The sequence below is a fragment of the Exiguobacterium sp. ERU653 genome (genome assembly GCF_018617775.1).
Classification (GTDB): domain Bacteria; phylum Bacillota; class Bacilli; order Exiguobacteriales; family Exiguobacteriaceae; genus Exiguobacterium; species Exiguobacterium marinum.
Genome location: NZ_JACSKV010000003.1, coordinates 187,054 through 208,065, shown reverse-complemented (window position 1 = coordinate 208,065; position 21,012 = coordinate 187,054). Strand labels below are relative to the sequence as shown.

The window sequence follows — 21,012 nt, the reverse complement described above, 5'->3', positions numbered from 1 at the left end:
GATGAGGTAGATAGGTCATGGGTGGAAGCGTGGTGACACGTGGAGCTGAATGATACTAATCGGTCGAGGCTTTGATCTAGTCTATGGTTTGTGTTGATGAATCCTCAGTTTTCAGGGAACAAGCCCTGTAAAAGTCTGGTGGCGATAGCGAGACGGCCACACCCGTTCCCATGCCGAACACGGAAGTTAAGCGTCTCAGCGCCGAAAGTAGTTGGGGGATCTCCCCCTGTGAGGATAGGACGTTGCCAGGCAAACGGTGGTTCTGGAGCATTCGCTCAAGGGCCGCCGTTTTTTCGTATCATCGATTCAGCTTAGTGGAAGAGAGGACGTTAAGAAATGGCTAAGAAGATCAAAGTATATGTCGAACCAAATGAAACGGTCAGTGAATGTTTAGATCGAATCAATGAAATGGGTTATCGTCCTATACGCCGCATTGAAAAGCCCGTCTTTGAGCAAACGGGAGCCAAAGATGTACCTGTCCACTCCCATCAATCGATTTTATTTGAATGCGTCTCTAAAGAATCCTAATGCCAAGCCGTCACACAATCTGTGTGACGGCTTTTTACATATCAAAACGAATGCTCGCGTTCAAAGCATCGATCTCCAAGCACATCCAATAAAGTTTGAGCCCGTTTTTCTATCTTTATAGGAAGATTCTCTTTACTAAAGTATTTAAGAGCCAAGCTTTCCCCATCTTCCATGACGAGCTCTCCATGTACTCCTTTTGCCTGATATAAATGAATGACACCGTATGTCTCGTCTCCATTCGGATATTTAAAGTAACCATCTTGACCGGAAAAAACCTGAATTAATTCGAAATGCTCAGCGAGAAGCCCGGTTTCTTCTTTCAATTCTCGTGCAGCGACCTCTTCCAGCGTTTCCCCGAGTTCCATCGATCCTCCCGGTAAACCCCAATCGAGTGTATCCGATCTATGCTGCATCAGTACTTCTTGTTTTTGATTGATGACCAAAATGGTCGCTCCGACACTGATGATTGGACGGTTCCCAATCACTTCTCGTAAACTCGCTATGTAACTCATCTAACTCCCCCTTTTCAATAGCATACATTAGCGGAGAAGATTATACTGATAACATCCAAAAGGCGAACGATAAATATTCAGACAATTAAAATGTTCGCAGTTTATTGACATGTTTTCAAAGAACAAGGTACGATAGGCGTGTGAGTTAAGAAAAATGAATAGTGCTCCATATAATCGCAAGGAAATGGCTTGCAAGTTTCTACCTGATCACCGACTCTGGTCAGACTATGGGGTGTAGCGGACGTGTATTTGTCATGCCTATACCCTAAACTGATTGCTCGGTTTAGGGATTTCTTTTTTGTAAGGGGGACATGTGGAATGAACGAAGTGGTAGGCGTCATCATGGGTAGTTCATCTGATTGGGAGACGATGAAACATACTTGTGACATGTTGGATGAGTTACAGATTCCATACGAGAAGCAAGTCGTATCGGCCCATCGAACACCAGACTTGATGTTCGAATATGCGGAAGAGGCACGAGGCAGAGGTATTCAAGTCATCATTGCGGGTGCTGGTGGGGCAGCTCACCTTCCAGGGATGGTCGCCGCAAAAACGACTCTTCCTGTCATCGGTGTCCCAGTTCAGTCGAAAGCACTCAATGGAATGGATTCGCTACTGTCGATTGTACAGATGCCTGCAGGCGTCCCAGTAGCGACTGTCGCCATCGGTAAAGCAGGTGCGACGAACGCCGGTTTACTCGCTGCTCAGATCCTCAGTATCCAATCAGCAGAAATCACGAAGCGACTTGAAATGTTCCGAGAGCAAAAACAAGAGATGGCCATGCGTGGAACGGAGGAACTGGTCTAATGAGAATCGGCATTTTAGGTGGAGGACAGCTTGGACGGATGATGTCACTCAGCGCGAGTGCAATGGGATACACGACGCTTTGTCTAGACCCGAACCCGAATGCACCGACCGCACAAGTAGCGGATTCGATTATCGCTTCATTTGATGATGTGAATGCCGCGAAAGAACTCGCTGACCGTTCAGACATTGTGACGTATGAATTTGAAAACATCGACACGGAAATGATTGCAGCCATCGAAGAGAAATGTCCACAAGGTATGGACGTGTTGAAGGCAACGCAACATCGCATCTTAGAAAAACAGATGATTGAATCAGCAGGACTACGTGTGGCGCCATATGTTTCGGTTCGTACGGTTCGAGAGGTACGGCAGGCACACGAAAAGCTCGGCTACCCATTTGTCATCAAAACGTGTCGCTTCGGCTATGACGGGAAAGGCCAGACGGTCATTCGATCGGAACAAGACCTTCAGGCGTTCATTGAACACTTTGTCGAACAAGAATATGTCGCTGAGGCCTGGTTGCCGTTTGAAAAAGAGATCTCGGTCATCGTGACACGAGGAGAAGAAGAAACGTCGACGTTCCCGATCAGTGAAAATATTCATCACAACAGCATTCTACATCTATCCATCGTACCGGCTCGTGTGACTGATGAGATTCAAGAGGATGCGAGACACCTCGCACTCCAACTCGCCGATCATATCGGTTTAACGGGAACGCTCGCCGTCGAGCTGTTCGTCATGCCAGATGGTCGCCTTTACGTAAACGAACTCGCACCGCGTCCACATAATTCTGGGCATTACACGATTGACGCTTGTGAAACCTCACAATTTGAACAACACATTCGAGCCGTGACCGGAATGCGCCTCGGACGAACGACATTGACTACGCCCGTCGTCATGGTCAACCTTCTCGGTGAGCATATGCCACGACTTCATGTCAAAGCATTGCCATCGAATGTTAAACTACATCTGTATGGAAAAGATGAGGCGAAGACAGGTCGCAAAATGGGACACTTGAACGTCCTTGCTGACACGGTCGAAGGTGCGCTTCAGACCATCGAACAACTGGCAATTTGGAAGGAGACCGTTTTATGATTTCACGCTACACCCGCCCAGAGATGGCAAACATTTGGACTGATCAAAACAAATTCGAGGCTTGGTTAAAAGTTGAACTTTACGCTTGTGAGGCTTGGAGTGAACTCGGCATCATCCCGAAAGAAGATGTACAAGTCCTTTGGGATAAAGCATCGTTTGATGTTGATCGCATTCTAGAGATTGAACAAGAGACACGTCATGATGTGATCGCGTTCACTCGTGCCGTTTCTGAGACACTCGGAGAAGAGAAGAAGTGGGTACACTACGGCTTGACGTCGACGGATGTCGTCGACACGGCACTCTCGTACTTAATCAAACAGGCAAATGATCTTTTAGAGGCCGATTTAGATCGCTTCATCGGTATTCTCGCAGAAAAGGCGAAAGCACATAAGTATGACATCATGATGGGACGTACCCACGGCGTTCATGCAGAACCGACTACGTTCGGTTTGAAACTCGCTCTCTGGTATGAAGAGATGAAACGGAATAAAAAACGCTTCATGGCAGCTCGCGAAACGATTGAATTCGGGAAGATGAGTGGAGCGGTCGGAACGTTTGCAAATATCGACCCGTTCATCGAGTCATACGTCTGTGACAAGCTCGGTATCCAAGCTGCACCGATCTCGACACAGACACTCCAACGTGACCGTCATGCCGAGTACATGTCAACACTCGCATTGATTGCCACATCGATTGAAAAGATGGCGACCGAGATTCGTGGGCTTCAAAAAACAGAGACACGCGAAGTGGAAGAGTTCTTTGCGAAAGGACAAAAAGGGTCGTCTGCGATGCCGCATAAACGTAACCCAATCGGTTCTGAAAATATGACGGGTCTTGCGCGCGTCATTCGCGGTCACATGATGACGGCTTACGAGAACGTCCCACTTTGGCATGAACGTGACATCTCGCACTCATCAGCAGAACGAATCATCATTCCGGATGCGACGATTCTTCTCAACTACATGTTGAATCGCTTTGGTAACATCGTGAAGAACTTGACGGTCTTCCCGGACAACATGCGTCGCAACATGGACCGTACGTTCGGGATCATCTTCTCGCAACGTATTCTACTCGGTCTCATCGAGAAGGGCTGGAGTCGTGAAGCGGCATACGATGCGGTTCAACCGAAGGCGATGCAGGCGTGGGAAGAAGAAACGATGTTCCGGACATTGATTGAAGAGGACAAAGAAATGGGCGCACTCTTTACGAGTGAAGAGCTCGATGAGTTGTTCGACCCGCGTTATCACGTACGTCGTGTCGATACAATTTTTGAACGCTGTGGTTTGTAATCGTTGAGGGGCGACATGCCCCTCTCACTTTTAAGGGGGAACGGTTCAGATGAAAGCAATTTATGAAGGCAAGGCGAAAGCGTTATTTGAGACAGAAGAAGCGGGTGTGCTTCGTGTGTACTACAAAGATGATGCGACAGCATTCAACGGAGAGAAGAAAGAGTCGATTGATGGGAAGGGGATTTTAAACAACGCCATCACGACGCAGTTGTTCGAATTAATGCATGACAATAAGATTCCGACGCACTTCATTAAACGAATCTCAGAACGAGAACAGTTAGTCCGCCGTGTCGACATCATTCCGTTAGAAGTGGTCGTCCGCAACGTCGCGGCCGGCAGTCTGGCGAAACGTCTCGGTTGGGAAGAAGGGACGCCGCTCCTCGCACCGATTGTCGAGTTCTATTATAAGGACGATGCTCTTGGGGACCCGCTCCTCACAGAGGATCATATCCGATTGTTGCAAGTCGCTACACATAAAGAAGTCGAAACATTGCGACAACTCGGACTTTGGGTAAACGAAGTATTACTCGATTTCTTCGGTCAACACGGCATCGACGTAATCGATTTTAAACTAGAGTTCGGAAAAGTGGATGGGACGATTATCTTAGCGGATGAGATTTCACCCGATACGTGCCGCCTCTGGGATCAAGAAACGAAACAAAAACTCGATAAAGACGTATTTCGTCGCGATTTAGGTTCTTTGACTGAGACGTATGGACAACTGTTAACACGCATAGGGGGAAACGGACAATGAAAAAAGTAAACGTGTATGTGACATTACGTGAAAGTGTACTCGACCCACAAGGAGTTGCCGTGAAAGGTGGACTCGAACATCTCGGATTCGCTGGCGTTGAATCGGTGCGCATCGGGAAAATCATCGAGCTTCAAGTAGCGGATGACACGACAGAAGACATGGTCAAAGAAATGTGTGAGAAGTTACTCGTCAATACGGTCATTGAGAATTATGAAATTGAGATGGGGGTACTCGCATGAAGTTCGCGGTTATCGTCTTTCCAGGATCAAACTGTGACCTCGACATGTACCACGCGGTAAAAGACGTGCTCGGGGAAGAAGCAGAATACGTATTCCATACAGAAACGTCACTTGAAGGGTTCGATGGGGTCCTGCTACCAGGTGGATTCTCATATGGAGATTACTTGCGTTGCGGGTCAATCGCCCAATTTTCACCGATTATGGCTGAAGTAAAGCGTTTCGCTGAAGAAGGACGTCCGGTGCTTGGAGTATGTAACGGATTCCAAGTACTCGTCGAAGCAGGGTTACTTCCAGGTGTATTGATGCGAAACCGTGATTTGAAATTCATGTGTAAGACGGTCGACCTCGTCGTCGAAAACAACGAGACGATGTTCACAAGTGAGTATGCGGCACAGGAAACGATTCGTGTCCCGATTGCACACGGGGAAGGGAACTACTACTGTGACGACGCGACACTTGAGACATTAAAGGCAAATGGGCAGATCGCGTTCATGTACAAAGAGAACCCGAACGGATCGGTCGAAAACATCGCCGGCATCACGAACGAGGCAGGAAACGTACTCGGCATGATGCCACACCCGGAGCGTGCGGTCGAAGCGTTGCTCGGTGTAGAAGACGGTAAACGGTTATTCACGTCAATCGTAAAATGGGGGGCACGACATGTTACTTACAACTGAACCGACAGCTACACAAATCCGTGATGAAAAGATCTATGCCACGATGGGATTATCGGACGACGAATACGCGCTCGTCGTCTCACTGCTTGGCCGGGAACCGAATTATACAGAAATCGGCCTCTTCTCGGTCATGTGGTCTGAACACTGTTCGTACAAAAACTCGAAACCGGTGCTCCGGAAGTTTCCGACAACCGGCGAGCACGTTTTACAAGGACCGGGAGAAGGAGCAGGAATCGTCGATATCGGAGACGGTCAAGCTGTCGCCTTCAAAATCGAGAGTCATAATCACCCGTCAGCAATTGAACCTTATCAAGGTGCTGCGACTGGGGTGGGTGGAATCATCCGTGACATCTTTTCGATGGGCGCCCGTCCGATTGCATTATTGAACTCACTCCGTTTCGGAGATTTGAACGAATCACGTGTGAAACATTTATTCGGTCATGTCGTGTCAGGCATTGCCGGATACGGGAACTGTGTCGGCATTCCGACGGTCGGTGGAGAAGTCGCCTTTGACCCGGCCTACTCCGGAAACCCGCTCGTCAACGCGATGTGTGTCGGCTTCATCCGTCATGAAGATATTCAAAAAGGAATAGCGGAAGGTGTCGGAAACTCGGTCATGTACGTTGGAGCGACGACAGGGCGTGATGGAATCCACGGTGCTACGTTCGCTTCTGAAGAACTCGGAGAAGACGCAGACGAGAAACGCCCAGCCGTTCAAGTCGGAGACCCGTTCATGGAGAAGCTCTTGATCGAAGCGTGTCTCGAAGTCATCAAGCACCCGGCGCTCGTCGGGATTCAAGACATGGGCGCAGCCGGGTTGACGTCATCGTCAGCAGAGATGGCCTCAAAAGCAGGTATGGGGATTGAGATGAACTTAGATCTCGTCCCGCAACGTGAGACAGGCATGACACCTTACGAGATGATGCTATCGGAATCGCAAGAGCGGATGCTTCTCGTCGTCAAAGCAGCTCACGAAGACGAGATTGAAGCAATCGTCACGAAGTGGGGACTTCATGCGATCAAAGTCGGAGAGGTCATCGAAGAGAAAGTACTTCGTCTCGTTCATCAAGGAGAAGTCGCAGCTGAAGTACCGGTCGACGCGCTCGCAGAAGACGCTCCTGTCTATCATAAACCTTCTAAAGTCCCGGCATACTATGAAGCTTTCCAAGCGATGAAGCCGGTCAAGCCGATCGTCGAGGATGTGATGGCGACATGGAAAGACGTCCTTGCGATGCCGAGCATTGCCTCGAAACGTTGGGTGTATGAGCAATACGACCACATGGTGCAAACGTCGACAGTTGTCGCACCAGGCAGTGATGCCGCGGTCATTCGCATTCGTGAGACGGAGAAGTCGCTCGCGATGACGACAGACTGCAACGCGAAATATGTATATCTCGACCCGCGTGTCGGTGGGGCCATCGCTGTCGCTGAGGCGGCACGTAATATCGTCGCGAGTGGTGCGGAACCACTTGCCTTGACGGACTGCCTTAACTTCGGAAGCCCGGATAAACCGGAAGGGTTCTGGCAGCTCGACCAAGCCGTTGAAGGGATGGCGGAAGCTTGCCGTACGCTCGATACGCCTGTCATCGGTGGAAACGTATCGCTATATAACGAATCGAACGGGCAAGCCATCTACCCGACACCGGTCGTCGGAATGGTCGGGCTCATCGAGAAGCCGGAACACATCACGACTTCGTTTGCGAAACAAGCAGGAGACGTCGTCTTCTTACTCGGTGAGACGAAAGCGGAATTTGGCGGAAGTGCCCTTCAAATGCTTCAAGACGGTAAAGTGAGCGGCCACGCGCCGACACTCGATCTTGAGGAAGAACGTCACACACAGAAAGCATTACTTCAAGCCATCCGTGGTGGTCTTGTCACGGCGGCACACGATGTGTCAGAAGGTGGTCTTGCGGCAGCGTTACCAGAACTGGTCTTTGGAACAGGTCTCGGCATGGACGTGACGATCGACACAGATCTTGTGACGGCATTATTCAGTGAATCCCAGTCACGCTTCCTCGTGACCGTCGACAAGGCACAAGCTGAGGCATTTGCGAGCATGACAAACGGGACGGAAATCGGAACGGTCACAGAGCCAGCAACGCTTGTCCTTCGTACAAGCGACCGCTTGATTGAAATGGACGTGCAAGAGTTGGAGCGTGTATGGGAAGGAGCTATTCCATGTTATATGACATCCGAGGCATGAATGAGGAGTGCGGCGTCTTCGGTGTGTTCGGTCACATCGAAGCGTCACACCTTGCCTATTACGGACTTCACAGTTTGCAGCATCGTGGTCAAGAAGGGACGGGGATCGTCACGGCAGACGGCGAGCGTCTCCATGCGAAACGAGGCCTTGGTCTCGTCACCGAGGTATTTGATGAGACGTCGCTCGATGCCCTCACCGGAAATCATGCGATTGGTCACGTCCGCTACTCGACGGCGGGCGGCAATACGCTAGAGAACGTTCAACCGCTTCATTTCAAGTCGTTGACAGGAGATTTGGCGATGGCGCATAACGGAAATCTCGTGAACGCGAACGAGTTGAAACATATGCTCGAAGCGGAAGGGGCAATCTTCCAAACGACGTCTGACACAGAAGTCGTAGCCCATCTCATCAAACGGAGTCGCGGCAACTCGGTAAAAGAAAGAATCGCCGACAGTTTGGCCCGTCTCGTTGGAGCGTTCGCTTTTCTATTCTTGACGGAAGACGCGCTATACGTCGGAGTTGACGTTCATGGGTTACGTCCATTATCACTCGGACAGACGGAAGACGGGGCGTACGTTTTCGCCTCGGAGACGTGTGCGTTTGACGTCGTGGGGGCGACGTACGTCAGAGATGTCGAGCCAGGCGAATTGCTCATGATCACGGATGAAGGGATCACGTCTGAACGATTCAGTGAAGCGGCGGTCCGTGCCATGTGTTCGATGGAATACATCTACTTCTCACGACCGGACTCAATCATCGATGGCATCAATGTGCATACGGCACGTAAGGCCATGGGGAAAAAGATGTTTGAAGAAGCACCGGTCGAAGCAGATGTCGTGACAGGTGTGCCGGATTCGAGTATTTCCGCGGCAATCGGTTACGCTGAGGCGAGCGGGATCCCATACGAAATGGGACTCATTAAGAACCGTTACGTCGGACGGACGTTCATTCAACCGTCCCAGGAATTACGGGAGCGTGGCGTGAAGATGAAGTTATCGGCGTTACGCGGTGTCGTGAACGGGAAACGCGTCATCATGGTCGATGATTCCATTGTCCGTGGAACGACGAGTCGCCGAATCGTCACGTTGCTCCGAGAGGCAGGCGCAACGGAAGTGCATGTGCGCATCACGTCACCACCGATCAAACATCCGTGTTACTACGGAATCGATACTTCCACTAAGGAAGAGTTAATTGCGGCAACCAAATCCATTGAAGAAATCAGAGAAGAGATTGGTGCCGATTCACTAGCGTTCCTCACATTGGATGGAACGGTCGAAGCCATCGATCGTCCATTCGAAGGAGCACTACGCGGGCAGTGTGCTGCATGTTTCACGGGGCTTTATCCGACTGAACTTGCAGAACTCGTAACAGAGACAAAGGCTTAAGGGGGAAAAGCGATGAGCGTTCGATATGAACAAGCGGGTGTGAATTTAGAAACAGGGTACGAGGCCGTATCCCGTATGAAACGTCATGTCGCCCGGACGATGCGTCCGGAAGTGATGACCGGTCTCGGCAGTTTCGGAGCGATGATTGACCTCGGTTCGATGAACATGAAACATCCGATTCTCGTGAGCGGGACCGACGGGGTCGGGACGAAACTGAAATTGGCGTTCGCGCTCGACCAGCATGATACGATTGGAATCGATTGTGTCGCCATGTGCGTCAACGATTGTCTCGTGCATGGAGCAGAACCGCTCTATTTCCTCGACTATATTGCGACAGGAAAAGCAGAACCGGCCAAGCTTGAGCGCATCGTCGCCGGTGTCGCTGAAGGATGTGTCCAAGCGGGATGCGCCCTCGTCGGTGGTGAAACGGCTGAGATGCCAGGGATGTACACGGATGGCGAATATGATATCGCCGGATTTGCGGTCGGTGTCGTTGAGAAAGAAGACTTGCTCGATGGTTCGACGATTCAAGCGGGAGACATTGTCCTTGGACTCGCTTCTTCCGGTGTTCATTCGAACGGTTTCTCCCTCGTTCGTCATATCGTCGAAGCGCAAGGCCTCCACTATACGGATGAGATTGCGATGCTTGATACGACACTTGGGAACGCTTTGCTTCTCCCCACACGGATTTACGCCGAAGCGGCGAAGGCGGCGATTTCGACAGGTAAAGTTCAAGGAATGGCACACATCACAGGCGGCGGCTTCTATGAGAATGTCCCTCGTATGTTACCGGAAGGTCTTGGGATCACGTTTGATGCGTCGAGTTGGCCAAGCCTTCCTGTATTCGACTGGCTCGAACAAGTCGGAAACATCTCGAAACAGGAAATGTTCAACGTCTTCAATATGGGAATCGGTTACATGATTACGGTACGTGCCGAAGATGTGGAATTGATCGAAGCGGCGCTCGAACGTGTCGGGGAGACAGCGCACCGAATCGGGAAAGTCGAAAGTCGTCTAGGAATCCGAATCTCAGGAGTGGACCAATGAAACGATTTGCCATCTTTGCATCAGGGTCGGGAAGTAACGCCGAAGCGATTTGGCAGGCAATCGTCGATGGACAATTGTCAGCCGAATGCGTGTTGCTCGTGACGGACAAACCAGCAGCGACGGTTCTCGAACGTGCGGAGCGTTACAACATCCCGAGCTTTTCCTTTACACCGAAGTCGTATGCGTCTAAAGAGGAGTTCGAGGAAGAAATCCTCGTCCTTCTCAATTCGCTTCAAGTGGACTATATCGTGTTGGCAGGGTATATGCGCTTGATTGGAAATGTGTTACTATCCGCATATCCGAACAACATTTTAAATATTCATCCTTCACTCTTACCTGCGTTTCCGGGGAAAGATGCAATCGGTCAGGCGCTTGACGCAAACGTACCGAAAAGTGGTGCGACCGTTCATTATGTGGATTCGGGGATGGACACGGGTCCAATCATCGCACAAGCATCCGTCGAGATTGAAGGGTGCGACCGCACCGAAGCGACACGACGTATTCAAGCGATTGAACATCAATTGTATCCGCGCGTATTACAACAAGTGTTGAATCAACAGGAGGTTTTCAAGTGAGAGCATTATTAAGTGTTTCTGATAAAACAGGCATTGTTGAACTAGCGACCGTCTTACATGAGGCGGGCATCGAACTCATCTCGACAGGTGGGACCGAGGCAGCCCTCCAACAGGCGGGATTACCGGTCAAAAACATCTCGGAAGTGACATCGTTCCCGGAGATGTTAGACGGTCGTGTCAAGACGTTGCACCCACTCGTTCACGGTGGACTTCTCGGACGTCGCGACCTTGATACGCATGTCTCCCAAATGAAAGATCATCACATCGAACCGATTGACTATGTCGTCGTCAATCTGTATCCGTTCAAAGAGACGATTGCGAAAGAGAACACGACCTATGAAGAAGCGATTGAAAATATCGATATCGGTGGACCGAGCATGTTGCGTTCGGCTGCGAAAAACCATGCAAGCGTCACGGTCGTCGTTGACCCAAGTGATTACACACTTGTCGCCGATGAAGTGCGTGGAGGCGGTACATCGTTTGAGATGCGTCAACGTCTCGCAACGAAAGCGTTCCGTCATACGGCTGCCTATGATGCGTTGATTGCCGACTACTTAGGTCGTCAAATCGAGGAGACGTTCCCAGAGCAATTGACGGTTACGTATGAGAAAGTACAAGACCTTCGTTACGGTGAGAATCCGCACCAACAAGCTGCATTTTATAAGACACCATTATACGACGGCATGACACTTGCGAATGCGACACAGCTTCACGGGAAAGAACTCTCGTATAACAACATTCAGGATACGAACGCAGCACTTGAAGCACTCAGTGAGTTGAATGAACCGGCTGCGGTCGTCGTGAAACATATGAATCCATGTGGTGTGGCGGTCGGACGGACGATTTCTCAAGCGTTCGAACGCGCCCATGCCGCTGATCCGGTCTCTATCTTTGGCGGAATCGTCGCTTTGAACCGTGAAGTCGATCTTGAGACGGCTGATGCCCTTCGCAACATCTTTTTAGAGATCATCATCGCTCCTTCCTTTAGTGAGGCAGCACTTGACCGATTGAAAGAGAAGAAGAATCTTCGTTTGTTGACGCTCGATATGGGACACATGACAGGCATGCGCTTAACGGCTGTCGCCGGAGGATTGCTCGTACAAGACGGGGATGACATGACACTAGATGATGCCTCATGCCAAATCGTGACGGATCGTCGTCCGACCGCAGCGGAATGGGAAGACTTGAAACTTGCATGGCGTGTCGTCAAGCACGTCAAGTCGAACGCCATTGTCGTCGCCAAAGATGAAACGACGATTGGAATCGGTGCCGGACAGATGAACCGCGTCGGCGCAGCAAAAATTGCCTTCGAACAAGCCGGGGAACGCGCGACTGGCGCAGCTCTCGGGAGCGATGCCTTCTTCCCGATGGCCGATACGGTCGAAGCGGCAGCTGCTGCAGGAATCACGGCCATCATCCAACCAGGCGGGTCGATTCGTGACGAAGAGTCAATCGAAGCGGCGAACCGACACGGAATCACGATGGTATTCACGTCAGTTCGACACTTTAAACACTGAGAGGGGTGCGCGTCATGAACGTATTGGTCATCGGTCGAGGAGGACGCGAGCATGCGCTCGCGTGGAAGTTGAAACAAGACGGGCACAACATCTTCGTTGCACCGGGCAACGATTTCATGGAAGGTATGACGTGTGTGTCAATCAATGAAACGGACGTTGAGGCGCTTGTTCATTTTGCAGAAGAGAAAGAGATGGAATGGACGATTGTCGGACCTGAGTCATCGCTCATGGCAGGAGTCGTCGACACGTTCCGCAACAAAGGGTTGAACATCTTTGGACCAACGAAAGCAGCTGCCTTATTAGAGGGAAGCAAGGCTTTCGCAAAAGAAATCATGATGGAAGCCGGGATCCCGACAGCAGCGTACGAGGCGTTCACGGACGCGACATCCGCGCTTGCTTATATCGAGAAGCTTGGGGCACCCCTCGTCGTCAAGGCGGATGGACTGGCAGCCGGTAAAGGAGTCACGGTTGCGTTCACTGTGGAAGAAGCTGAAGCTGCGGTACGCGATATCTTCACGACGGATAAATTTGGGCAACAGTCACAAGTCGTCATTGAAGAGTTTCTCGATGGAGAGGAATTTTCACTCATGGCGTTCGTCTCGGGAGAGCACGTCATTCCGATGGTTACCTCTCAAGATCATAAACGCGCCTATGACGGCGACGCGGGACCGAATACGGGTGGGATGGGTGCTTATAGCCCAATGCCTCATTTGGTAGAGACTGTGTATCAAGAAGCGGTGAAGACGGTGTTAGAGCCGCTCGCACAAACGATGGTCAAGCGTGGTACCCCGTTTGAGGGATTCTTGTATGCCGGGCTTATCTTGACATCTGACGGACCGAAAGTCATCGAATTCAATGCGCGCTTCGGTGACCCGGAAACAGAGGCCATCGTGCCGAACTTGAAATCGCCGCTCCTTGACGTGATTGAAGCGGTCGTTCGTCAAGAGTCGTATCCGATCGAGTGGAGCGACGGATATACGATGGGTGTCGTCATTGCGGCGAAGGGATACCCGGAACGCCCTAACACGGGTCAAGTGCTATCGGGATTTGAATCGCTCCCACAGGACGTCCTCGTTTTCCACGCCGGAACGGTGAGGCAGGACGATCAAGTCATTGGAAACGGCGGTCGCTTACTCATCGTGACTGCGACGAGACCGACGCTACTTGAAGCGAAGACAGTGGTATATGAAGCAATCTCACTACTCGATTTACCGGAAACGTTCCATCGAACCGATATCGGATCACGAGCGTTCACACAGATTATTTGAAGGATGGGTCAACCCATCCTTTTTTTCATGCGAAAAAAAGGAAATACCGATATCCTGTTTTACAATAGTAAAGTAGCTCGGAGAAAGAAGGTGGTCGGCCTGCGTGTTCAATCAAAACTATTTATTGCAATTGCCGTGAACATCGTACTCTTCATCGGTGTCATTTTATTTGTCATCAAACCGTATTTTGTAGAGAAAAGTATTGAACAGGACAAGGCGATGACCCGCGATCAAATCGAGAGTGTTTCGGAAGTGTTCGCCAATCACCGTCTCATGCTCGAACGGATTCTTATCGACTGGTCAGTCTGGACGAACGCCTATGATTTCGTGCAGAACGAGAATGATACTTTTGTCGAAAATAATATGGGGGAAGAAACCTTAGAAAATTTAGGGATCGGGGCGATGATTTTCCTCGACAAAAATCGAGAGGTAGTCTACTCCGAATTTAATCAGATTTATGAGTTAGAAAAGGCAGAAGAGAAGAGCGCCTTCACAAATGATTTGTTACGCTACGTCAACTCGACTGGTATGACACAAAGTGCGGTATACGGTACCGACTTCGGCCCTGTGGTCTTCATGAGCCATCCGATTGTAAAAAGTGATGGAACGGGTGAACCTAGTGGTACGCTTGTAATCATTCAAAAAATCGGTCCGGACTTCATGGCGGCGATGAGTGCACAAGCAAAAACGAAACTATCCATTAGCCCGCTCGCTCATCAACGGCTGACGATTGAACAAGACAGTCGGTTTGCCCGCGTCTCTTTACCACTGCAATCGATTTATCAAGATGCGAACTGGGAAGTCAATTTCTCGGTGAAGCGCACGTACTATACAAACACTCAGACGATGTTAGAAACCGGCATGTTCGGACTCCTCGTTCTCGGTCTTGGTTTATTGTTGACTCTGTTTTGGACGGTGAATCAAATCATTACAAAACGTCTAATGGGTATCGTCAAAGAACTGAAGTGGATCACGAAGGAACGAAATAGTCGTTTACGGATCCATCTACATCCCCATAAACAAGACGAGATTGAAGAAATGGCAATCAGTATGAATGAGGTACTCGATGCATTAGAGCAGACACAAAAAGAGTCGTTGACACGTGCCTTTCGAGATTCCTTAACACGTCTCCCGAACCGCTTGGCGGTCGAGGAAATGTTCATGAATTTACCGGATACGACCCGCTCGATTGGTGTGATGGGAATCGATCTCGACAACTTCCGGCGGATCAACGACCAATTTGGTCAGCGTACGGGGGATGCGATGCTTACGTTCTTTGCCTCTCGTTTAATGTTTTATAAAGAGGATGGCTTCGTGGCAAGAATCGGAGCGGATGAGTTCATCTTGATTCATTCGGAATGGACGACTGAAGAACTCATGATTATCGCCAATCAGTTAGTGAAAGATTTACGCGAATGGGGTCTGAAGCAAGGAATGAACCATCTGACCTTAAGTATTGGAATTGATGAATTGAGGGAACCGTCACATCACTCCTATGAGGTGATGATGGCACGTCTTGACGTCGTCTTACATGAGGTCAAAGCGTCAGGAAAAGATAACATTATCTCCTATCAAGACATTGAAGATGGGAGTCATTACTTGCAGACACTCGAGATGGAGCGGGATTTACGTCATGCGTTACACCATGATGAATTTGAACTGTACTATCAACCAATCGTATCTCCCCAACCATTTCAGGTGATGGGCGTAGAAGCATTGATTCGCTGGCATCATCCGCAGAAAGGGTTCGTCTCCCCGGGCGTTTTTATTCCGGTAGCAGAACAACTTGGACTCATCTCGGATGTGGGACGGTGGGTACTTGTCCGAGCTATTACCGAGATTCAGGAGTATGCAGAGCGTTTTGATTTATTTTTATCAATCAACGTATCAAAACGTCAAATTTTAGATGGTTCCTTTTTAGAGACATTGGAAGAAACGCTTACCGATACGGGATTCCATCCACACCGACTGCATGTAGAAATCACAGAAAGTGAAGTCGGTGGGAACGTGTATGAACTTCAACAGTTTATCCAAGCGTTAAAAGTGATCGGGGTAAAAATATCACTCGATGATTTCGGGGTCGGAACGTCTTCTTTGTCATACTTGCAATCGCTACGTCTTGATATTATTAAAATTGATCAAAACTTCGTCAAAGGGATTCCGGAGAACAAGTTTGACCGCGCCTTGTTAGAAGGGCTTTACCAAACCTTCCAAACGCTAGGACTCGATATCGTCACAGAAGGAGTCGAACGACCGGAACAACTTGCATTCGTATTAGAATATAGTAGTTCGCTCATTCAGGGATATCATTACAGTAAACCAATTCCAATTGACCAATTGCATCACTACTTGCGAAAAACTGTCATGACACAAATTTGATCTAGGCGATTCTTCAGAAGAAGAGTCGCTTTTTTGTGAAAAATATATGTGAATTTTGTTACAATAGTGAACATAACTTGCGACCCTTTCAGAGAAAAGGTAAACTTGAAACAGGTGAAGAAAACGCTTTCAAAACTATTTTTTAATAGTATTGAAAGAGAAAAGGGAGGATTGGGTTCGATGCCAATAAAAAGAACGGCGCGGGCACCGTGGTCTAAAGTGATGATTCGTTCACAAATCGAAGTCGTTGATCGAGTACGGCCACCTTCGCTCGTCTTAAAAAATGCGACGTATTTGAACGTATACGTGAAACAATGGAAAACTGCGAACATCTGGATTGAAGGAGATCGTATCGTTTATGTCGGTCCAGACTTACCGGAATCAGCAGTCGAGACGGTCGATGTGTCAGGGAAATATATTGTGCCTGGTTATATCGAACCACACGCTCATCCATTCCAATTGTACAATCCGGCGACGTTGTCAAAATATGCTGGGGAACGCGGAACGACGACTCTCATTAATGACAACATGCTGCTTTTTTTACAAGAAAAAGAGCAAGCGTTTGCGCAGTTAGAAGCGATTCAGCAGCTGCCGACGAGTACGTATTGGTGGGCAAGACTTGACACACAAACCGAACTTGATCGGGAGAGTGTCGCTGTCGACTCAGAACGTATCCATGAGTGGTTTAATCATCCGGATGTCGTGATGGCAGGTGAACTGACGGCATGGCCACGCGCAATGAAGGGCGATGATGAGATGCTCCAATGGATGCTCGATGCCGAGACGTGCGGACTGCCGGTCGAAGGCCACTTCCCGGGAGCGTCGCCCAAGACATTGACTAAAATGGCGTTGATGGGAGTGCACAGCGACCATGAGGCAATGACGGCAGAAGAGGCGCTCAATCGACTTGAATTAGGTTATACAACAACGCTTCGCCATTCTTCCATCCGACCGGACTTGCCGGGGATGATTCGTGACCTATTGGCGAACGGATTGACGGCGTTCGATCACCTCATGGTGACGACGGACGGTTCGACACCAGGCTTTTATGAAGACGGCATGCAAGACGCCCTCGTCCAAATTTTGATAGAAGAAGGACTACCGGCCGTTGAGGCGTACCGGATCGTTTCTCACAACGTAGCGCGTCATTTTGACCTCGATCACATTCTAGGCTCTATTGCCCCGGGACGCATCGCCCACTTGAATATCCTCGATACAATCGAGGAGCCCCGACCGACAGCAGTCATCGCGAAAGGGCAGTGGATTTACCGTGATGGTAAATCGTTATTCCCGAATGAATTGGTGGAAGCGGTGCTCGACAAGATGCCGTCGACAGACGTTTCTATCGAGCTGACGCCACAAGATTTGTCATTCAGCATGCCAGTCGGACTCGACATGGTCAACTCGGTCATCATGAAACTGTTTAAAATTACGCATGACACGGGTCAAGACGAATTACCGCGTGATGGAGACGAATCGTTCCTCATGTTGCTTGATAAAGAAGGGAAATGGCGATTGAACACGGTGCTGAAAGGATTTGCCCGAGATTTCGGGGGACTTGTCAGTTCGTATTCAATCAGCGGGGACTATTTGATTTTAGGTAAATGTAAACAAGACATGTTGCAGGCGTTCGAACGGATGAAAGAACTCGGAGGAGGTATCGTGCTTGTCGATAAAGGGAAAATCGTTGCCGAGATCCCTTTACCGCTCTGTGGAATGACCTCGACGGAACCACTCGACACTCTCATCGGTCAAGAGAAACAGCTACGCGAGGAGCTCGTGGCAAGGGGTTATCAGTTTGAAGATCCGATTTATACATTACTGTTTTTAGCATCCACACACTTGCCGTATGTTCGCGCAACACCGCTCGGCATTTACGAAGTCATGAAAAAACAAGTACTATTTCCTGCGATTTTGCGATGAATAGTTGAGTCCAAGGCGCCCCTGCTTTAGAATAGTAAAGAAGTATGAGTAGAGAGGATGCTTGCGGATGCAACTCGATAAATTAAGAGGTCGAGAGCTTGATCAATTGTTTGAGGCAATTTTGAAGCTCGATACGCTCGAAGACTGTTATCAATTATTCGAAGATTTAGCGACTGTCAATGAAATTCAAGCACTTGCGCAACGACTGGAAGTGGCGCGGCAAATACGTGAAGGAAACACGTATCATAAAATTGAGGACGCGACAGGCGCCTCGACGGCCACGATTTCACGTGTGAAGCGATGCTTGAACTATGGGACAGGCGGATACGACCTCGCTCTTGAACGTCTACAACAAACAAAAGGTGACTCTTAAGAGTCATCTTGTTTTTGATGGAGGGGAGGGGCGAGATGCAACAGAAATTCATGAAACGGAACTTACAATTGTTCTTTCGAAATTTAACACCGGTTCAAACACTCGTGTTAATTTATAGTGCGGCAGCGATTTTATCAGTTTTGCTCCTCGCCTTACCGATTGCCCATAAACCCGGTGTGACGATTACGTTTACTGACCTTGTCTTCTTTGCGGTGAGTTGTGTCAGTGTCACTGGGCTAACGCCAATCGTGGTCACCGATACCTTCTCCACGTTCGGCTTATTTATCATTTTGTTCATCGTCCAAGTGAGTGGTGTCGGGTTGATCAGTCTGCACGTCATTATGTGGATTTTGCTTGGGAAGCGGATCGGGTTCCGGGAGCGACAACTGATTTTACGTGACCAAAACCAGACATCGATGTCTGGTATTGTCAAATACATCACAGAAATCGTCATCACCGTTATTGCCATTGAGGCGGTCGGTGCCGTCTTACTCGGGGTCCATTACTTAAATTATTTTGATACCGCCGGAGAAGCCTTCTTACAAGGCTTATTCGGATCCGTCAGTGCGACGACGAACGCCGGATTTGATATTACCGGGAGTTCGCTCGCGCCGTTCCGTGAAGACCCGTTTGTCATCTTCACGCAAATTGCGCTTATGACAGGTGGTGCCATCGGATTCCCGGTACTCGTTGAGATTCGGACATACTTGGTGAGCCGAATCACACGGAAGCGTCATACGTTCCCGAGTCGGTTCTCATTGTTCACCAAATTGACGGTCACGACATTCTTTATCTTGATTGCCGTCGGGACGGTCGGATTGTTCTTCTTCGAGTACAACAATGCCTTCAAAGATTTGCCGTTATGGCTTGCGTTCTCAGATTCGTTGTTCCAGTCCGTGACGACACGTAACGGTGGATTATCGACAGTCGACGTCAACTTGTTCTCGGAAGCGAGCATGCTGTTATTGTCGATTCTTATGTTCATCGGAGCCTCACCATCGTCTGTCGGTGGCGGGATTCGAACAACAACGTTTGCCGTGGCTGTTCTCGGGGTCGTCGCGTTTATTCGTGGAGACTCGTCAATTAAAATTTTCGGTCGTGAGATCGTTCTTGAAGACATTTGGAAAGCGTTCGTCATCATTACCGTTTCGCTCGCCGTCCTATTGTCTGGGGTCATGGTCATGGCTTACTTTGAAGATGCCTCATTGACACGAATCTTATTCGAGGCATGTTCGGCGTTCGGAACGACAGGACTGTCTGTCGGTTTATCTTCTGAATTTAGTAACGTTGGAAAATGGGTGCTGACGGTTCTCATGTTCATCGGTCGAATCGGTGTCATCGCCTTCATTCTCATCTTGCAACGGAGACAGCCGAAGCGGATGTATAACTATCCGAAAGAATCGATTATCTTAGGATAAGGAGATTGTCATATGAAAGCTTTTTGGATTAACTTTGGATATGTCTTTATCGTTCCAGTACTGCCGTTCATCGCGGTCGTCAATGGAACGGCACTCTGTTCGCCGGACTCCCCGTTACTCGACATTCCAGTGCTCGGATTCTTTTTAGCGAATCCGCTCTGGTTTGTCCCGGTATATGGTTTATTTGCACTGCTTATTGCAAAATGGCTGACGGATCGGGAACAGAATCGTACGGCACGTTCGTGACTTGCTTCGGCAAGTCTTTTTTATATTGAGGAGATGCAAGTGATAAGAAAAATCGATACACTAGAGAAGGATTCGTTGGGAGGGAACAAGTTGAAATTTCTGTCATGGCGCCATGTGTTTAAATTAGATCCGAATAAACCCCTCACGGATGAAGCGCTCCGTGCGCTCATTCATTCGGGAACCGACGCCTTTTTGATTGGCGGGACGGACGGGGTCGATGCAGAGAATACATTTGCAATCTATGCGAGAGTCCGAGATGCCGGAATACCTGTCGCGCTCGAAATCAGTCATCCGAGTCAAGTCATCCACGGATTTGATCATTACTTCGTACCGACCGTGCTCAATGCAGGAACTCCAGAATGGATCATCGGACACCAGGCTCGGGCGTTTGAACGATATGGTCATTTTTTTGATCCACGTCATGTCACGGCCCAAGGCTATCTCGTCTTAAACGCGGACGCAAAAGTCGCTGAAGTGACAGAGTCGAAGTGTGACTTGTCGCTAGAAGAGGCCGTGGCGTATGCTGAAACAGGTCATCACTTATTCCACCTCCCCTCACTCTATATCGAATATAGCGGACGGCTCGGAGACCTCGATGTCGTAAAAGAAATTCGATTGGCGCTCCCGAAAGCGCACCTTTTCTACGGAGGTGGCATCGACGGGGAAGACTCGGCCCGTTTGATGGGTGCACATGCCGACACGATCGTCGTCGGAAATATCATTTACGAAGACTTAGCAGGAGCACTTGCGACTGTGCGAGCACTCCGATAAAATAAGA

The 21,012-nt window shown here is 49.4% G+C and carries 20 protein-coding genes, 1 rRNA gene and 1 riboswitch; of the genes, 20 read left to right on the top strand and 1 reads right to left on the bottom strand.

Features of this window, described 5'->3' with window-relative positions; translation table 11 throughout:
• Window positions 1-134: 134 nt before the first annotated feature.
• Window positions 135-251, top strand: a 5S ribosomal RNA gene (gene rrf / locus KNO95_RS12515).
• 85 nt (window positions 252-336) lie between these two features.
• On the top strand, window positions 337-528 hold the full coding sequence (locus KNO95_RS12510; RefSeq protein ID WP_026826893.1) for an NETI motif-containing protein: 192 nt from the start codon (window positions 337-339) through the stop codon (window positions 526-528).
• Window positions 529-569: 41 nt separating this feature from the next.
• Here the strand turns inward: KNO95_RS12510 and KNO95_RS12505 are convergent, their stop codons facing one another.
• Window positions 570-1,040 (bottom strand): NUDIX hydrolase, encoded by a 471-nt coding sequence (locus KNO95_RS12505; RefSeq protein WP_034771255.1) that lies wholly within the window; start codon window positions 1,038-1,040, stop codon window positions 570-572.
• A 146-nt stretch (window positions 1,041-1,186) separates the two neighbouring features.
• Window positions 1,187-1,288, top strand: a riboswitch (purine riboswitch).
• A gap of 70 nt (window positions 1,289-1,358) precedes the next feature.
• On the opposite strand from KNO95_RS12505, the gene purE reads away from it, so the two are divergent.
• From purE to pcrB, 18 genes are all read left to right on the top strand, one after another.
• Window positions 1,359-1,847: a 5-(carboxyamino)imidazole ribonucleotide mutase gene (purE, locus tag KNO95_RS12500; protein ID WP_214701001.1), complete on the top strand. Its 489-nt coding sequence runs from the start codon at window positions 1,359-1,361 to the stop codon at window positions 1,845-1,847.
• Window positions 1,847-2,941: a 5-(carboxyamino)imidazole ribonucleotide synthase gene (gene purK, locus KNO95_RS12495; protein WP_026826891.1), complete on the top strand. Its 1,095-nt coding sequence runs from the start codon at window positions 1,847-1,849 to the stop codon at window positions 2,939-2,941. The genes purE and purK overlap by 1 nt, the downstream gene beginning before the upstream one ends.
• Complete coding sequence (purB, locus tag KNO95_RS12490) at window positions 2,938-4,230, top strand: adenylosuccinate lyase (RefSeq protein ID WP_015880706.1); 1,293 nt, start codon at window positions 2,938-2,940, stop codon at window positions 4,228-4,230. The genes purK and purB overlap by 4 nt, the downstream gene beginning before the upstream one ends.
• 49 nt (window positions 4,231-4,279) lie before the next feature.
• Entirely contained in the window at window positions 4,280-4,984 is a 705-nt protein-coding gene (gene purC / locus KNO95_RS12485) for a phosphoribosylaminoimidazolesuccinocarboxamide synthase (RefSeq protein ID WP_214879146.1), read from the top strand.
• On the top strand, window positions 4,981-5,223 hold the full coding sequence (gene purS, locus KNO95_RS12480; RefSeq protein ID WP_026826888.1) for a phosphoribosylformylglycinamidine synthase subunit PurS: 243 nt from the start codon (window positions 4,981-4,983) through the stop codon (window positions 5,221-5,223). The genes purC and purS overlap by 4 nt, the downstream gene beginning before the upstream one ends.
• Window positions 5,220-5,900: a phosphoribosylformylglycinamidine synthase subunit PurQ gene (gene purQ, locus KNO95_RS12475; RefSeq protein WP_214879144.1), complete on the top strand. Its 681-nt coding sequence runs from the start codon at window positions 5,220-5,222 to the stop codon at window positions 5,898-5,900. Before purS ends, purQ begins: the two co-directional genes overlap by 4 nt.
• On the top strand, window positions 5,884-8,103 hold the full coding sequence (purL, locus tag KNO95_RS12470; RefSeq protein WP_214879142.1) for a phosphoribosylformylglycinamidine synthase subunit PurL: 2,220 nt from the start codon (window positions 5,884-5,886) through the stop codon (window positions 8,101-8,103). Before purQ ends, purL begins: the two co-directional genes overlap by 17 nt.
• Window positions 8,079-9,488, top strand: coding sequence for an amidophosphoribosyltransferase (purF, locus tag KNO95_RS12465; protein ID WP_214704287.1), 1,410 nt, complete (start codon window positions 8,079-8,081; stop codon window positions 9,486-9,488). The genes purL and purF overlap by 25 nt, the downstream gene beginning before the upstream one ends.
• Window positions 9,489-9,500: 12 nt before the next feature.
• The gene (purM, locus tag KNO95_RS12460) at window positions 9,501-10,535 is read left to right on the top strand and encodes a phosphoribosylformylglycinamidine cyclo-ligase (protein ID WP_214879140.1); all 1,035 of its coding nucleotides are present in this window, start codon (window positions 9,501-9,503) and stop codon (window positions 10,533-10,535) included.
• Window positions 10,532-11,110: a phosphoribosylglycinamide formyltransferase gene (purN, locus tag KNO95_RS12455; RefSeq protein ID WP_026826883.1), complete on the top strand. Its 579-nt coding sequence runs from the start codon at window positions 10,532-10,534 to the stop codon at window positions 11,108-11,110. Before purM ends, purN begins: the two co-directional genes overlap by 4 nt.
• Window positions 11,107-12,627 (top strand): bifunctional phosphoribosylaminoimidazolecarboxamide formyltransferase/IMP cyclohydrolase, encoded by a 1,521-nt coding sequence (purH, locus tag KNO95_RS12450; protein ID WP_214879138.1) that lies wholly within the window; start codon window positions 11,107-11,109, stop codon window positions 12,625-12,627. Before purN ends, purH begins: the two co-directional genes overlap by 4 nt.
• A gap of 14 nt (window positions 12,628-12,641) precedes the next feature.
• Entirely contained in the window at window positions 12,642-13,895 is a 1,254-nt protein-coding gene (gene purD / locus KNO95_RS12445; protein WP_214879136.1) for a phosphoribosylamine--glycine ligase, read from the top strand.
• A gap of 90 nt (window positions 13,896-13,985) precedes the next feature.
• Window positions 13,986-16,274: a bifunctional diguanylate cyclase/phosphodiesterase gene (locus KNO95_RS12440; protein ID WP_214879134.1), complete on the top strand. Its 2,289-nt coding sequence runs from the start codon at window positions 13,986-13,988 to the stop codon at window positions 16,272-16,274.
• A 180-nt stretch (window positions 16,275-16,454) separates the two neighbouring features.
• Window positions 16,455-18,197 carry an adenine deaminase C-terminal domain-containing protein gene (locus KNO95_RS12435; RefSeq protein ID WP_214879131.1) on the top strand — a complete coding sequence of 581 codons (1,743 nt, stop codon included), beginning with the start codon at window positions 16,455-16,457 and terminating at the stop codon, window positions 18,195-18,197.
• 67 nt (window positions 18,198-18,264) lie between these two features.
• The gene (locus KNO95_RS12430) at window positions 18,265-18,570 is read left to right on the top strand and encodes a YerC/YecD family TrpR-related protein (RefSeq protein WP_026826878.1); all 306 of its coding nucleotides are present in this window, start codon (window positions 18,265-18,267) and stop codon (window positions 18,568-18,570) included.
• A 35-nt stretch (window positions 18,571-18,605) separates the two neighbouring features.
• Window positions 18,606-19,988 carry a TrkH family potassium uptake protein gene (locus KNO95_RS12425; protein ID WP_026826877.1) on the top strand — a complete coding sequence of 461 codons (1,383 nt, stop codon included), beginning with the start codon at window positions 18,606-18,608 and terminating at the stop codon, window positions 19,986-19,988.
• A 12-nt stretch (window positions 19,989-20,000) separates the two neighbouring features.
• Window positions 20,001-20,234, top strand: coding sequence for a hypothetical protein (locus KNO95_RS12420; RefSeq protein WP_026826876.1), 234 nt, complete (start codon window positions 20,001-20,003; stop codon window positions 20,232-20,234).
• A 90-nt stretch (window positions 20,235-20,324) separates the two neighbouring features.
• Window positions 20,325-21,005 (top strand): heptaprenylglyceryl phosphate synthase, encoded by a 681-nt coding sequence (gene pcrB, locus KNO95_RS12415; protein ID WP_026826875.1) that lies wholly within the window; start codon window positions 20,325-20,327, stop codon window positions 21,003-21,005.
• Window positions 21,006-21,012: the final 7 nt, after the last annotated feature.

Coding starts and splice junctions, on each gene's coding strand:
- purK (WP_026826891.1), top strand. CDS start 1,847: ATGAGAATCGGCATTTTAGGTGGAGGACAGCTTGGACGGATGATGTCA.
- purQ (WP_214879144.1), top strand. CDS start 5,220: ATGAAGTTCGCGGTTATCGTCTTTCCAGGATCAAACTGTGACCTCGAC.
- purC (WP_214879146.1), top strand. CDS start 4,280: ATGAAAGCAATTTATGAAGGCAAGGCGAAAGCGTTATTTGAGACAGAA.
- KNO95_RS12510 (WP_026826893.1), top strand. CDS start 337: ATGGCTAAGAAGATCAAAGTATATGTCGAACCAAATGAAACGGTCAGT.
- purF (WP_214704287.1), top strand. CDS start 8,079: ATGTTATATGACATCCGAGGCATGAATGAGGAGTGCGGCGTCTTCGGT.
- purN (WP_026826883.1), top strand. CDS start 10,532: ATGAAACGATTTGCCATCTTTGCATCAGGGTCGGGAAGTAACGCCGAA.
- KNO95_RS12425 (WP_026826877.1), top strand. CDS start 18,606: ATGCAACAGAAATTCATGAAACGGAACTTACAATTGTTCTTTCGAAAT.
- KNO95_RS12430 (WP_026826878.1), top strand. CDS start 18,265: ATGCAACTCGATAAATTAAGAGGTCGAGAGCTTGATCAATTGTTTGAG.
- KNO95_RS12505 (WP_034771255.1), bottom strand. CDS start 1,040: ATGAGTTACATAGCGAGTTTACGAGAAGTGATTGGGAACCGTCCAATC.
- KNO95_RS12435 (WP_214879131.1), top strand. CDS start 16,455: ATGCCAATAAAAAGAACGGCGCGGGCACCGTGGTCTAAAGTGATGATT.
- purD (WP_214879136.1), top strand. CDS start 12,642: ATGAACGTATTGGTCATCGGTCGAGGAGGACGCGAGCATGCGCTCGCG.
- purS (WP_026826888.1), top strand. CDS start 4,981: ATGAAAAAAGTAAACGTGTATGTGACATTACGTGAAAGTGTACTCGAC.
- KNO95_RS12420 (WP_026826876.1), top strand. CDS start 20,001: ATGAAAGCTTTTTGGATTAACTTTGGATATGTCTTTATCGTTCCAGTA.
- purM (WP_214879140.1), top strand. CDS start 9,501: ATGAGCGTTCGATATGAACAAGCGGGTGTGAATTTAGAAACAGGGTAC.
- purL (WP_214879142.1), top strand. CDS start 5,884: ATGTTACTTACAACTGAACCGACAGCTACACAAATCCGTGATGAAAAG.
- purB (WP_015880706.1), top strand. CDS start 2,938: ATGATTTCACGCTACACCCGCCCAGAGATGGCAAACATTTGGACTGAT.
- purE (WP_214701001.1), top strand. CDS start 1,359: ATGAACGAAGTGGTAGGCGTCATCATGGGTAGTTCATCTGATTGGGAG.